The 13,507-nt window shown below is 52.5% G+C and carries 11 protein-coding genes; 10 read left to right on the top strand and 1 reads right to left on the bottom strand.

The features are described from left to right. The first annotated feature begins 104 nt into the window (after positions 1 to 104). The 5 genes from sapA to sapF are packed head-to-tail and all read left to right on the top strand — an operon-like array spanning position 105 to position 5,387. Positions 105 to 1,748 carry an ABC transporter substrate-binding protein SapA gene (sapA, locus tag IB214_RS11005; protein ID WP_117342879.1) on the top strand — a complete coding sequence of 548 codons (1,644 nt, stop codon included), beginning with the start codon at positions 105 to 107 and terminating at the stop codon, positions 1,746 to 1,748. Next, complete coding sequence (gene sapB, locus IB214_RS11000) at positions 1,745 to 2,710, top strand: peptide ABC transporter permease SapB (protein ID WP_096756886.1); 966 nt, start codon at positions 1,745 to 1,747, stop codon at positions 2,708 to 2,710. The genes sapA and sapB overlap by 4 nt, the downstream gene beginning before the upstream one ends. Next, the gene (gene sapC / locus IB214_RS10995; RefSeq protein ID WP_117342880.1) at positions 2,697 to 3,587 is read left to right on the top strand and encodes a peptide ABC transporter permease SapC; all 891 of its coding nucleotides are present in this window, start codon (positions 2,697 to 2,699) and stop codon (positions 3,585 to 3,587) included. Before sapB ends, sapC begins: the two co-directional genes overlap by 14 nt. Then, the gene (gene sapD, locus IB214_RS10990; protein ID WP_096756843.1) at positions 3,587 to 4,579 is read left to right on the top strand and encodes a peptide ABC transporter ATP-binding protein SapD; all 993 of its coding nucleotides are present in this window, start codon (positions 3,587 to 3,589) and stop codon (positions 4,577 to 4,579) included. The genes sapC and sapD overlap by 1 nt, the downstream gene beginning before the upstream one ends. A 1-nt stretch (position 4,580) precedes the next feature. After that, entirely contained in the window at positions 4,581 to 5,387 is an 807-nt protein-coding gene (sapF, locus tag IB214_RS10985) for a peptide ABC transporter ATP-binding protein SapF (protein ID WP_096756842.1), read from the top strand. A 41-nt stretch (positions 5,388 to 5,428) separates the two neighbouring features. Here sapF and IB214_RS10980 read toward each other — a convergent pair whose 3' ends face one another. Then, positions 5,429 to 6,118: an EAL domain-containing protein gene (locus IB214_RS10980; RefSeq protein WP_117342881.1), complete on the bottom strand. Its 690-nt coding sequence runs from the start codon at positions 6,116 to 6,118 to the stop codon at positions 5,429 to 5,431. A 509-nt stretch (positions 6,119 to 6,627) separates the two neighbouring features. Here IB214_RS10980 and fabI point away from each other — a divergent pair. The 5 genes from fabI (at position 6,628) to IB214_RS10955 (ending at position 13,435) form a co-directional block, all read left to right on the top strand. After that, positions 6,628 to 7,416: an enoyl-ACP reductase FabI gene (fabI, locus tag IB214_RS10975; protein WP_115258333.1), complete on the top strand. Its 789-nt coding sequence runs from the start codon at positions 6,628 to 6,630 to the stop codon at positions 7,414 to 7,416. Positions 7,417 to 7,633: 217 nt separating this feature from the next. Then, positions 7,634 to 8,791, top strand: a complete 1,158-nt coding sequence (locus IB214_RS10970) for a carboxymuconolactone decarboxylase family protein (protein WP_117342882.1) — start codon at positions 7,634 to 7,636, stop codon at positions 8,789 to 8,791. An 89-nt stretch (positions 8,792 to 8,880) separates the two neighbouring features. After that, on the top strand, positions 8,881 to 10,815 hold the full coding sequence (locus tag IB214_RS10965; protein ID WP_117342883.1) for an exoribonuclease II: 1,935 nt from the start codon (positions 8,881 to 8,883) through the stop codon (positions 10,813 to 10,815). A gap of 262 nt (positions 10,816 to 11,077) precedes the next feature. Beyond that, positions 11,078 to 13,069: a cyclic di-GMP phosphodiesterase gene (pdeR, locus tag IB214_RS10960; RefSeq protein ID WP_115258330.1), complete on the top strand. Its 1,992-nt coding sequence runs from the start codon at positions 11,078 to 11,080 to the stop codon at positions 13,067 to 13,069. 174 nt (positions 13,070 to 13,243) lie between these two features. Further along, positions 13,244 to 13,435: a hypothetical protein gene (locus tag IB214_RS10955; RefSeq protein WP_167456050.1), complete on the top strand. Its 192-nt coding sequence runs from the start codon at positions 13,244 to 13,246 to the stop codon at positions 13,433 to 13,435. Positions 13,436 to 13,507 lie beyond the last annotated feature (72 nt).

The raw sequence follows: 13,507 nt of genomic DNA, 5'->3' as shown, positions 1-13,507 counted from the left end.
TGACCTGAATCGCACACATTTACGCCAGTTACCTGCAGACATTTTTACCTGACGGGCCGTTGTGCGATACACTTTGCAGATCGACTCTAAAAACCTTAAAAATTATGCGCCTGGTTTTATCATCTCTGATTGTGATGGCTGGACTTCTGAGTGGTCAGGCTGCTGCCGCGCCTGAGCAGACCACGCACGCTGATATTCGTGACAGCGGCTTTGTCTATTGCGTCAGCGGACAGGTCAATACGTTCAACCCACAGAAAGCTAGCAGTGGACTGATCGTCGACACGCTTGCCGCCCAACTTTATGACCGTCTGCTTGATGTGGATCCTTACACCTATCGCCTGGTGCCAGAACTGGCCGAAAGCTGGGAGGTGCTGGATAACGGCGCAACGTACCGCTTCCACCTGCGTCGTGACGTGCCATTTCAAAAAACCACCTGGTTCACCCCTACTCGTAAACTGAATGCAGACGATGTGGTGTTTACCTTCGAGCGAATCTTTGACCGCCAGCATCCGTGGCACAATGTTAACGGCAGCAACTTCCCCTACTTTGATAGCCTCCAGTTCGCCGATAATGTGCAAAGCGTGCGCAAGTTGGACAGCCATACCGTTGAATTTCGCCTGACTCAACCGGATGCGTCTTTCCTGTGGCATCTGGCCACGCATTACGCGTCGGTTATGTCAGCGGAATACGCGGGGCAGTTGGCAAAACAGGATCGCAAGGAATTACTGGACCGACAGCCTGTCGGTACCGGTCCGTATCAGCTTTCGGAAAATCGTGGCGGGCAATATATTCGCCTGCAGCGTCACGACGCGTTCTGGCGCGGGAAACCCTTAATGCCGCAGGTCGTCGTTGATCTCGGTTCTGGTGGAACCGGGCGCTTATCAAAACTGCTCACCGGTGAATGCGACGTGCTGGCCTGGCCTGCTGCCAGTCAGCTCAGCATCTTACGTGATGACCCACGTTTGCGCCTGACGCTGCGCCCTGGGATGAACATTGCTTACCTGGCTTTCAATACCAATAAACCCCCGTTGAACAATCCGGCCGTGCGTCATGCACTGGCGCTGGCAATCAACAACCAGCGGCTGATGCAGTCGATCTATTACGGTACAGCAGAAACCGCCGCATCTATTTTGCCGCGCGCCTCGTGGGCGTATGACAACGAAGCTAAAATTACAGAATACAATCCGGCAAAATCTCGCGAGCAGTTAAAAGCGCTGGGGCTGGAGAACCTGACGTTACAGCTTTGGGTACCAACCAGCTCCCAGGCCTGGAACCCCAGCCCGCTGAAAACCGCCGAGCTTATTCAAGCGGACATGGCGCAGGTTGGCGTGAAAGTGAAGATTATTCCGGTGGAAGGTCGTTTTCAGGAGGCGAGATTAATGGATATGAACCATGATCTGACGTTGTCCGGTTGGGCGACAGACAGTAACGATCCTGACAGTTTTTTCCGTCCGCTGCTTAGCTGTGCCGCCATCAACTCGCAGACCAACTTTGCCCATTGGTGTGATCCGGAGTTTGACAACGTTCTGCGCAAAGCGCTGTCATCGCAGCAGCTCTCGTCACGCATTGATGCCTATGACGAAGCGCAAACGATCCTGGCACGAGAGCTACCCATCCTGCCGCTGGCCTCTTCACTGCGTTTGCAGGCCTATCGCTATGACATCAAAGGCCTGGTACTCAGCCCATTCGGTAATGCCTCCTTTGCCGGCGTATCCAGGGAAAAGAAAGATGAGGTGAAAAAACCATGATTATCTTTACCCTGCGTCGCTTTCTATTGCTCCTGGTCACCCTGTTCTTCCTGACGTTTATCGGGTTCAGCCTGAGTTATTTTACCCCCCATGCTCCTCTGCAGGGTGCGTCGCTGTGGAATGCGTGGGTATTCTGGTTCAATGGCCTCATCCACTGGGATTTCGGTGTATCCAGCATTAACGGACAACTGATCTCGGAACAGTTGAAAGAAGTGTTCCCTGCCACAATGGAATTGTGCGTTCTCGCCTTCGGTTTTGCGCTAATGGTCGGTATTCCGATTGGCATGCTGGCGGGGATCACACGCAATAAATGGCCGGATCGATGCATTAGTGCCTTTGCCCTGATGGGTTTTTCCATCCCGGTTTTTTGGTTAGCACTGTTGCTGACGCTGTTCTTCTCGTTAACGCTCGGGTGGCTGCCCGTGTCTGGCCGTTTTGATCTGCTTTATGAAGTCAAACCTGTTACCGGTCTTGCCATCGTCGACGCGTGGCTTTCCGACTCGCCGTGGCGCGATGAAATGCTGGTCAGCGCAATACGCCACATGGTGCTGCCGGTGTTAACGCTCTCCGTTGCGCCAACGACCGAAGTCATTCGCCTGATGCGTATCAGTACCATCGAGGTGTTCGATCAAAATTACGTAAAAGCGGCGGCCACTCGCGGCCTGTCACGGCTGACCATTTTGCGTCGCCACGTACTGCATAATGCCCTACCGCCGGTAATCCCGCGTCTTGGTCTCCAGTTTTCCACCATGCTGACGCTGGCGATGATCACCGAAATGGTCTTTAGCTGGCCAGGCCTTGGCCGCTGGCTGATCAACGCCATTCGCCAGCAGGATTACGCCGCAATTTCAGCCGGCGTGATGGTGATTGGCTCACTGGTCATTATCGTAAACGTGATCTCTGATATTTTGGGTGCCATGGCTAACCCTCTGAAACATAAGGAATGGTATGCCTTACGATAGCGTATACAGCGAAAAGCGCCCGCCTGGCACGCTGCGTACCGCGTGGCGAAATTTTTATGGCGATGCGTCTGCAATGGTCGGTCTGTATGGCTGTGCGGGACTGGCCATACTGTGTGTTTTCGGTGGCTGGTTTGCGCCTTATGGTATCGATCAGCAATTTCTGGGTTATCAACTGCTCCCGCCTTCCTGGTCGCGTTATGGCGAGGTGTCATTCTTCCTTGGGACCGACGATCTGGGACGTGACGTATTAAGCCGCCTGCTGAGCGGTGCAGCTCCCACTGTCGGCGGCGCATTTGTTGTCACGCTCGCCGCCACGATATGCGGTCTGGTATTGGGGGTTTTAGCCGGGGCAAGCCACGGTTTACGCTCGGCAGTGTTGAACCATATTCTCGATACCCTGCTCTCGATCCCGTCGCTGCTGCTGGCGATCATTGTGGTGGCGTTTGCTGGCCCCCATCTGACGCACGCGATGTTTGCCGTCTGGCTGGCGCTGTTGCCACGCATGGTGCGCTCTGTCTATAGCATGGTGCATGACGAGCTGGAAAAAGAGTATGTCATTGCTGCCCGTCTGGATGGTGCCTCCACGCTCAACATTCTGTGGTTTGCGATTTTGCCCAATATTACCGCTGGGCTTATCACTGAAATCACCCGCGCTTTGTCGATGGCGATTCTGGATATTGCCGCACTGGGCTTTCTCGACCTCGGCGCACAACTTCCGTCGCCGGAATGGGGAGCCATGCTGGGCGACGCGCTGGAGTTAATTTACGTTGCCCCATGGACCGTGATGTTGCCCGGGGCGGCGATCATGATTAGCGTGCTGCTGGTAAACCTGTTAGGTGACGGTGTACGCCGCGCAATTATCGCGGGGGTGGAATAATGCCATTACTGGATATTCGTAACCTGACCATTGAGTTCAGAACCGGCGACGACTGGGTAAAGGCCGTTGACCGCGTCAGTATGACACTCAATGAAGGCGAGATCCGTGGGCTGGTCGGTGAATCTGGCTCCGGTAAAAGTTTAATCGCCAAGGCTATTTGCGGCGTGGCAAAAGACAACTGGCGCGTGACCGCTGACCGCATGCGCTTTGATGATATCGATCTGCTACGACTGTCTGCCCGCGAGCGGCGCAAACTGGTCGGGCATAATGTGTCCATGATCTTTCAGGAACCGCAGTCCTGTCTCGATCCGTCTGAACGCGTCGGACGGCAGCTGATGCAAAATATTCCCGCCTGGACCTATAAAGGGCGCTGGTGGCAACGCATTGGCTGGCGCAAACGCCGCGCGATTGAACTGCTGCACCGCGTCGGGATAAAAGACCATAAAGATGCGATGCGCAGCTTCCCGTATGAGTTGACGGACGGCGAGTGCCAGAAAGTCATGATTGCCATCGCCCTGGCGAATCAGCCACGTTTGCTGATTGCCGATGAGCCGACCAATGCGATGGAGCCCACCACTCAGGCGCAAATTTTCCGTCTACTGACCCGGCTCAATCAAAACAGCAACACCACCATTTTGCTGATCAGCCATGACCTGCAAATGCTCAGCCAGTGGGCGGATAAAATCAACGTCATGTACTGCGGACAAACGGTGGAAACCGCGCCAAGTAAAGATTTGGTGACGATTCCGCACCATCCTTATACACAGGCGTTGATCCGTGCCATTCCAGATTTTGGTAGCCCAATGCCGCATAAAAGCCGCCTGAATACGATGCCTGGTGCGATCCCATTATTGGAACAGTTACCAATGGGGTGCCGTTTGGGGCCGCGCTGCCCTTACGCTCAACGTGAGTGCATTGAAACCCCACGACTGACCGGAGCAAAGAATCATCTCTATGCCTGTCATTTCCCGCTGAACATGGAGAGAGAGTGAGATGGTAGAAACACTGCTCGAAGTACGTAACCTGAGCAAAACCTTTCGCTACCGGACGGGCTTGTTTCGTCGGCAGACCGTAGAAGCCGTCAAGCCACTGAGCTTTACACTGCGTGAGCGCCAGACGCTTGCCGTCATTGGCGAAAACGGCTCCGGTAAATCGACGCTGGCAAAAATGCTGGCCGGAATGGTTGAGCCGACCAGCGGTGAGCTGCTGATTGACGATCATCCGCTAAAATACGGTGATTATTCTTTTCGCAGCCAGCGCATTCGTATGATTTTCCAGGATCCGTCAACATCGTTGAACCCGCGTCAACGTATCTCGCAGATCCTCGATTTTCCGCTACGTCTGAATACCGATCTTGAGCCGGAGCAACGCCGCAAGCAGATCGTCGAAACCATGCGCATGGTCGGTCTGCTGCCCGATCACGTTAGCTACTACCCGCATATGTTGGCACCAGGACAAAAACAGCGCTTGGGGTTAGCTCGCGCCCTGATTTTACGTCCCAAAGTGATTATCGCGGACGAAGCGCTGGCCTCTCTGGATATGTCGATGCGCTCGCAGCTGATTAACCTGATGCTCGAGCTACAGGAAAAACAGGGTATTTCATATATCTATGTGACGCAGCATATTGGGATGATGAAACACATCAGCGATCAGGTGTTGGTGATGCACCAGGGCGAGGTCGTCGAGCGCGGCAGTACGGCGGATGTGCTGGCCTCGCCGCTGCATGAACTGACCCGCCGCCTGATATCCGGGCATTTCGGTGAGGCGCTCACCGCCGATGCCTGGCGCAAAGATCGCTAACTGTTATTGACGCCCTCCTCTGATGGAGGGCCTTTTGGTCATCAGTGATAAATATCTACAGGCAGCAATGCTTCAATGTCGCTAAATGCAACCGGCGGGAAAATATCACCCTGCACGGCCCAGATACCCGCATGGCTTAGTTCATCAATAAGCCGCGCGTCCTCCAGCCCCTCGACGACCACTCGGTCACAATATTCCCTGATGTTCTTAATCAGAACCGGAAACATCGGCTTTTCGACCTGCGACAAAAAGAAGCCGCGATCCATTTTCACTACATCAAAATTACCGCTGACCAGCGGGTTTGCCCCCACGCTACCAGAGCCAAGATTGTTCAACCACAAGGCATTAGGCCCGTCACGCAGAGAATTAATCAGCAGGTTATTCAGGCAAGCAGTATTCGACAGGAAACGTTCTGAGAGTTGAAGTGCAATAAACGGCATAGCGTGTAAGGCCGAGGTTATAGCAGGGTCGCCTATCGCGAGAAGCGCCATTTCATCAATCAGATTAAGTGTACAAAAAAGGTTATTGCTCTCAAACCAGGCGCGCTTTCGGGTGATTAACGCGATTTGTTCAAGCATGAAATGGCGTTTTTGTGCACTATTCCACGCGGCAATGATGAAATCTGAATGTAACGGGTGAACCGTCTCTGAGGTAAACCGGGCGATCATCTCAACACCCAGCAACTTTTCCGTTGTGTCTCTCATCGGTTCCGCGATGAAATGATAGCGCATAAGACCACTCCAATTGATCATAACATACTGATAATGCGCTTTTAATTATAATCAATCAATAATATCGATCAATGATTCATTATTGATCGATAAAAACAATATATGATAACAGGATGAATATAGCCGATTTTTTAGTTTTAAGAATCTTCTGACATTGATATGTTCATCAACATCGACTAGCGCTAAATCATACCATTTTACGCCGTTGAGTCCTCGTGTTTTCTGCCCTCGCCCCTGCTCCGGTCTGGTTGGAGGAGGCAGAACCTGGGGGGAGTGATATACTCCTCACGTGCAACGAATAGTGACAGGCCACTGATACTGACAACGATGCCACGGTTCCCGAAATCCCTTTTACTGTCGTTAACCGTATGGTGACTCGCAGAGAAAGATCGTGACACAAGGGGCAGAGAGTGGGATATAATTTCAGACCAATTTCGAGTGACCTTGAAATTGCAATCATAACGCATTGATTGCTAAAAAAATAAGTAATGACTATAAGGATTAAAGCTATGGGTTTTCTTTCCGGTAAGCGCATTCTGGTGACCGGTCTTGCCAGTAAATTGTCCATCGCCTACGGTATCGCTCAAGCGATGCACCGCGAGGGAGCTGAACTGGCGTTCACCTACCAGAACGACAAACTGAAAGGCCGCGTGGAAGAATTTGCAGCTCAACTGGGTTCCAACATCGTCCTGCAGTGCGATGTGGCTGAAGACGCCAGCATCGACACCATGTTCGCTGAACTGGGCAAAACCTGGGAAAAATTCGACGGTTTCGTACACTCCATCGGTTTCGCACCGGCAGACCAACTGGATGGCGACTATGTGAATGCGGTAACCCGCGAAGGCTTTAAAATCGCTCATGACATCAGCGCCTACAGCTTTGTAGCGATGGCAAAAGCCTGCCGCTCGATGCTGAACCCAGGCTCTGCACTGCTGACGCTGTCCTACCTGGGCGCAGAGCGCGCTATCCCGAACTACAACGTAATGGGTCTGGCGAAAGCGTCTCTGGAAGCAAACGTCCGCTATATGGCTAACGCGATGGGTCCAGAAGGTGTGCGTGTCAACGCAATCTCCGCAGGTCCAATCCGTACTCTGGCGGCTTCTGGCATCAAAGATTTCCGTAAAATGCTGGCCCATTGCGAAGCGGTTACCCCGATTCGTCGTACCGTGACCATTGAAGATGTGGGCAACTCAGCAGCATTCCTGTGTTCTGACCTGTCTGCCGGCATCTCTGGCGAAGTCGTTCACGTTGATGGTGGCTTCAGCATCGCGGCAATGAACGAGCTGGAACTGAAATAATCTTTCAGACCTCCTCTGTGGGCGGCGCGATGTCGCCCATGATTTTTTCCCCCTCCCGTCAGCTACTCCCTGTCATATATACTTTTCTGATATTTATTATCACGTAACAATCTTTCATCCCCTCATCAGCTTACGCCAGGATATTGCAGCGCAAACGATCCGGCGGACGAACATAACGACGTATCCGGGTCGCCACTTTTTTGACCAAGGAACGCCCATGGAACAACGCCGAATTGAAGGCAAAAGCCACTGGTATCATGAAACGCAGTCCAGCACCTATCCGCAAGATGTTCTCCCGCTGGTGCCAGAAGCAGCAGACGTCGAAGACAGTTTTTTGCTGGACCTGGCGATACCGGAAGTCGCGCTGTTACCCTTTCAGTCCTGGTTAGAACCTGCCCGTGAACTTGCTCACCTTCTCTTCCCTGCTGATGTTGACCTAAATTCGTTACATACGTTCAGCGCCTATGAACGAATGAGTACCGCCTTAACTGTCGCTCAGGTTTACGGCATCCAACGATTGTGTAACCACTACGCAGCGCGTTTGACCCCGCTACCAGGCCCGGACTCCTCCCGTGAGAGTAATCACCGGCTGGCACAAATTACCCAGTATGCTCGCCAACTTGCCAGTTCTCCCGCCGTGATTGGCGCACGCGATCGCCATCATCTTGATGATGTTGGATTAACAACCTGCGATATCATCTTGATTAATCAGGTCATCGGCTTTGTCGGTTTTCAGGCCCGTGTCGTGGCGGTCCTTCAGGCTTATTTTGGCCATCCTTTGCGTCGCATACCGGGCCTTGATGTTCAGCAATACGCGCAGGCCGCTATTTTTAACAACGCCGATGCACAATGGCATATGGCCGCATTCCCGATAGACGTCATCCCGCCTCGCGAGGCTTCACCTGGCAGCGTTGACCAAAACGGGCGCATCCCGGATTTACAAACGCTCGCGCCGCTGCTGGCACATTCACCGACGATACTGGCTTTACTCAGATCATTGCTGACCAGTACGCTATGTACAGATACACCGTCGAGGGCGTTTTCTCTCGCCACACTGCTGACATCACGCATTAACGGCAGCGTGGCATGCTTTAATGAACAGGCCCTCACAGCTCATCAACTGGCGGACTTCATCACGATACTGCGTCTGGATGAACGCGAATTGCAGCGCTGGGAACAACGACATCCGGTTGAGCGCGCTACCCTGCAAGCGGTACAATGGCTAACCCGGGCGCCCGACCGTTTTAGCGCCGCACTGTTAACCCCGTTATTTGAACAGGGTACCTCATCGGAACAGGCTATTAACTTACTGGCCTGGAGTGGATTGTGCGGATGGTTGAATCGCTTGAAAATCGCGCTGGGCGAGACTCACTAACCACTCCGCTCATTGAAAGAGCGCTTGCTGCGACTGGCAGTTTCGCGTAAAACTGTCAGCCGCTCTTTTGGCCACGAAAATAGACAATTATGCTTCAGGACAACCCGCTGCTAGCGCAGCTTAAACAGCAACTACATTCCCAGACGCCGCGTGCTGAAGGGGTGGTAAAAGCCACGGAAAAAGGCTTTGGCTTCCTGGAAGTCGATGCACAAAAAAGCTATTTCATTCCACCGCCGCAGATGAAAAAAGTGATGCATGGTGACCGCATTGTCGCGGTGATCCATAGCGAAAAAGATCGCGAATCTGCCGAGCCGGAAGAACTAGTTGAACCGTTCCTGACACGTTTCGTGGGTAAAGTTCAGGGTAAGAACGATCGTCTGTCCATTGTGCCAGATCATCCGTTACTGAAAGACGCTATCCCCTGCCGCGCTGCTCGCGGTGTGGATCATGAATTTAAGGAAGGTGACTGGGCCGTCGCAGAAATGCGTCGCCATCCGCTGAAAGGCGACCGCACCTTCTACGCTGAATTAACCCAGTTCATCACCTTTGCTGACGATCATTTCGTCCCCTGGTGGGTCACGCTGGCGCGCCACAATCTTGAAAAAGAAGCACCGAATGGCGTAGCCACCGAAATGCTGGATGAAGGTCTGGAACGTCAGGATCTTACCGCACTGAACTTCGTCACCATTGACAGTGCCAGCACCGAAGATATGGACGATGCGCTGTACGCCGAGGAACTGGCAGATGGCAAACTGCAATTAACCGTCGCCATTGCCGATCCTACCGCCTGGATTGCCGAAGGCAGCAAGCTGGATAACACTGCTAAAATTCGCGCGTTCACCAACTATCTCCCGGGCTTCAATATCCCGATGTTACCGCGTGAACTGTCAGACGACCTCTGCTCGCTGCGGGCTAACGAAGTCCGTCCGGTGCTCGCTTGCCGCATGACCATTGCGGCGGACGGCACTATTGAAGACGATATCACCTTCTTCACGGCGACCATCGAATCCAAAGCGAAACTGGCCTATGACAACGTGTCTGACTGGCTGGAAGGGAATAATGGCTGGCAGCCTGAAAACGACGAGATTGCCGAGCAGATCCGTCTGTTGCAGCGTATCTGCATGAGCCGTGGCGAGTGGCGTCATAACCACGCCCTGGTGTTTAAAGATCGCCCGGATTACCGCTTTGTACTGGGTGAAAAAGGTGAAGTGCTGGATATCGTGGCGGAACCGCGTCGCATTGCTAATCGTATCGTGGAAGAGTCGATGATTGCGGCAAACATCTGCGCCGCGCGCGTTCTTCGCGACAAACTAGGCTTCGGGATTTATAACGTACACATGGGGTTCGATCCGGCGAATGCTGAAGCGTTGGCCGCCCTGCTGAAAACCCATGGTATGCACGTGGATGCCGAAGAGGTGTTGACGCTGGAAGGCTTCTGCAAACTGCGTCGTGAACTGGATGCTCAACCTTCTGGTTTCCTCGATAGCCGTATTCGCCGTTTCCAGTCCTACGCTGAAATCAGCGTCGAGCCAGGTCCGCACTTTGGGCTGGGCCTGGAGGCATACGCCACCTGGACCTCACCTATCCGTAAGTATGGCGATATGATCAACCATCGCCTGTTAAAAGCGGTAATTAAAGGCGAAACCATCGCTCGACCACAGGAAGACATCACGATACAGATGACGGAACGCCGTCGCCTGAACCGGATGGCCGAACGTGACGTCGGTGACTGGTTATACGCCCGCTTCCTGAGTGACAAAGCCGGGACTGACACCCGTTTTGCGGCTGAAATCATCGATGTCAGCCGCGGTGGTATGCGGGTGCGCTTAGTCGACAATGGCGCCGTCGCGTTTATCCCGGCACCGTTCCTGCACGCGGTCCGTGATGAACTGGTGTGCAGCCAGGAAAACGGCACGGTACAGATCAAAGGTGACGTGGTTTACAAGGTCACTGACGTGATCGACGTGACCATCGCAGAAGTGCGAATGGAAACCCGCAGCGTTATCGCACGTCCAGCCGCGTAGCACCACTAAACTCAACGGCCTTTCTCTTTTTGTGAAAGGTCGTTTTCTTTTCCCCCCTGATACGCCGCCACGCACTACACTTCCTTCATCCAGTCCAAATTATTTTTACTCTTTTCAGGTCTGCTGACTTTGCTTTTTTCTGAATCTGGATTACACATAAATATATAAATAAAACAATATGTTCAGCCATAATCACCCTGTATGAATCATGGCTACCCTTACTTTTGAGGCTCTATGCGCTTTAAACGGGATAGTACACATCATGAAAGACGTTCGGGAGTTGGTAACGTTGTATAGCTTTGTGGGTTCTCACAACCCTTACTGGCGTTTGTCAGAGGAGTGTAACATCCTGCATTTCTCTATTGACGAAACGGCCGCAGCAGAACAAACCATCGAATTATCACCGGAACAAGCCGATCGCATTCGGGAAATGACAGTGATTACATCCAGTCTGCTGATGACCCTTCCCATCGATACGGATGACATTCCCGTGCACCTTGTCGGGCGAAAAATTAATAAACGTGAATGGGCTGGTAGCGCATCAGCCTGGGACGACACCCCTTCTGTGGCACGCGATCTGGCACAAGGATTATCCTTTGCCGAACAGGTCGTATCGGAAGCCAATTCAGTTATCGTGATACTTGACCGACAGGGTAACATTCAACGTTTTAATCGGTTATGCGAAGAATACACCGGACTAAGAGAACGTGAAGTGATCGGGCAAAGCGTCTTCACGCTGTTTATGAGCCGTCGTGAAGCTGCGGCATCAAGACGCAATATTGACGTTTTTTTTCGTGAAGGCAACTCGTATGAAGTCGAGCGCTGGGTTAACACCTGTAAGGGCCAGCGCCTGTTCCTGTTTCGTAATAAATTTGTGCATAACGGCAGCGGTAAGAACGAAATATTTCTGATTTGTTCCGGGACCGATATTACCGAAGAACGGCGCGCCCAGGAGCGACTTCGCGTGTTGGCGAACACCGACTCCATCACCGGGTTACCCAACCGTAACGCCATTCATGAGTTGATTAGCGAGGCGATTGATAACGCGGGCGACACGCAGGTTGGCATTATTTATCTCGACCTCGATAACTTCAAAAAGGTCAACGATGCCTACGGGCATATGTTTGGCGACCAGCTTTTACAGAGTGTCTCGCTGGCCATCCTAAGTTGCCTCGAAGATAACCAGTTACTGGCGCGCTTCGGTGGTGATGAGTTTATCGTCCTCGCGACGGGAACCTCCCAGGGGGCGCTGGAGGCCACGGCCTCGCGCATTCTGACCCGTCTGCGGCTACCGTTCCGCATTGGCCTGATTGAAGTGTATACCGGCTGTTCTATCGGCATTTCCCTGGCACCCCAGCATGGTAATGACAGCGAAAACGTCATTCGCAACGCGGATACCGCCATGTATACCGCCAAAGAAGGCGGACGTGGGCAGTTTTGCGTGTTCTCCCCTGAAATGAATCAGCGAGTGTTCGAGTATCTGTGGCTGGATACCAACCTGCGTAAGGCGCTGGAAAACGATCAGTTGCTGATCCACTACCAGCCCAAAATAACCTGGCGGGGTGAAGTCCGCAGCCTGGAGGCGCTGGTCCGCTGGCAGTCGCCGGAGCGTGGGTTAATTCCGCCGCTGGAATTTATCTCTTACGCCGAAGAATCAGGGCTTATCGTCCCGCTGGGGCGCTGGGTGATTCTGGACGTTGTGCGCCAGGTGGCGAAGTGGCGCGATAAGGGAATCAATTTGCGCGTGGCGGTAAACGTCTCGGCGCGTCAACTGGCCGATCAAACACTGTTCACCGATCTGAAGCAGGTTCTCCACGATCTGAATTTTGAGTATTGCCCCATTGACGTCGAGTTAACAGAAAGCAGTTTAATTGAGAATGAACAGCTAGCACTGTCCGTTATTCAGCAGTTTAGTCAGCTTGGCGCCCAGATCCATTTGGATGATTTTGGCACAGGATACTCTTCACTTTCCCAGCTTGCCCGCTTCCCGCTCGATGCGATTAAACTGGACCAGACCTTCGTCAGGGATATCCACAAACAATCAATTTCACAGTCGCTGGTACGCGCCATTGTTGCGGTGGCGCAAGCGCTAAATCTACAGGTGATTGCTGAAGGCGTGGAAAGTGCGAAAGAGGATGCCTTTCTGACCAAGAATGGTGTCAATGAGCGTCAGGGATTTTTGTTCGCTAAGCCAATGCCAGCTGCCGCGTTTGAACGTTGGTATAAGCGACATCTGAATAAAAAAATGCGCTAAAGGTGCAGAAATAACCGTCGTGAAATAGCGAAGAATGTACATTCCGTGACTATCGTATCTGTCTGTAATCACGGAATATATAATATTCTCCGATCATGTCGGTTAATACTATTTTTCCCTTCTCTTTTGTGATGATTTTCTGCATCATGAAATTCTAAATTTTTTGACACCAGGATGATGACCATGTCTGATATCGACGCAAAACGACTGGCCGAACGCATTGATACCGTACTGGATATCCTTGTTGCAGGTGACTCTCATTCAGCCATCCACAATCTCGAAATCCTCAAGGCTGAACTGTTAAGCACGGTCAACGAAGAAACAGCGCCAGTGTCAAAAAAACACAAAGCCCCGTGGGAGATCTGACGGCTTTGTACTTGTTATGTGGTTGCTGATATCAGACTGCTGATAACGTAACCTCCGTTTAATGTCCGATAC

This window comes from Citrobacter sp. C1, from assembly GCF_014596895.2.
GTDB classification, from domain to species: Bacteria; Pseudomonadota; Gammaproteobacteria; order Enterobacterales; family Enterobacteriaceae; genus Citrobacter; species Citrobacter gillenii.
This window is presented reverse-complemented; position numbering and strand designations above follow the sequence as displayed.

Coding starts and splice junctions, on each gene's coding strand:
- sapA (WP_117342879.1), top strand. CDS start 105: ATGCGCCTGGTTTTATCATCTCTGATTGTGATGGCTGGACTTCTGAGT.
- sapB (WP_096756886.1), top strand. CDS start 1,745: ATGATTATCTTTACCCTGCGTCGCTTTCTATTGCTCCTGGTCACCCTG.
- sapC (WP_117342880.1), top strand. CDS start 2,697: ATGCCTTACGATAGCGTATACAGCGAAAAGCGCCCGCCTGGCACGCTG.
- sapD (WP_096756843.1), top strand. CDS start 3,587: ATGCCATTACTGGATATTCGTAACCTGACCATTGAGTTCAGAACCGGC.
- sapF (WP_096756842.1), top strand. CDS start 4,581: ATGGTAGAAACACTGCTCGAAGTACGTAACCTGAGCAAAACCTTTCGC.
- IB214_RS10980 (WP_117342881.1), bottom strand. CDS start 6,118: ATGCGCTATCATTTCATCGCGGAACCGATGAGAGACACAACGGAAAAG.
- fabI (WP_115258333.1), top strand. CDS start 6,628: ATGGGTTTTCTTTCCGGTAAGCGCATTCTGGTGACCGGTCTTGCCAGT.
- IB214_RS10970 (WP_117342882.1), top strand. CDS start 7,634: ATGGAACAACGCCGAATTGAAGGCAAAAGCCACTGGTATCATGAAACG.
- IB214_RS10965 (WP_117342883.1), top strand. CDS start 8,881: ATGCTTCAGGACAACCCGCTGCTAGCGCAGCTTAAACAGCAACTACAT.
- pdeR (WP_115258330.1), top strand. CDS start 11,078: ATGAAAGACGTTCGGGAGTTGGTAACGTTGTATAGCTTTGTGGGTTCT.
- IB214_RS10955 (WP_167456050.1), top strand. CDS start 13,244: ATGATGACCATGTCTGATATCGACGCAAAACGACTGGCCGAACGCATT.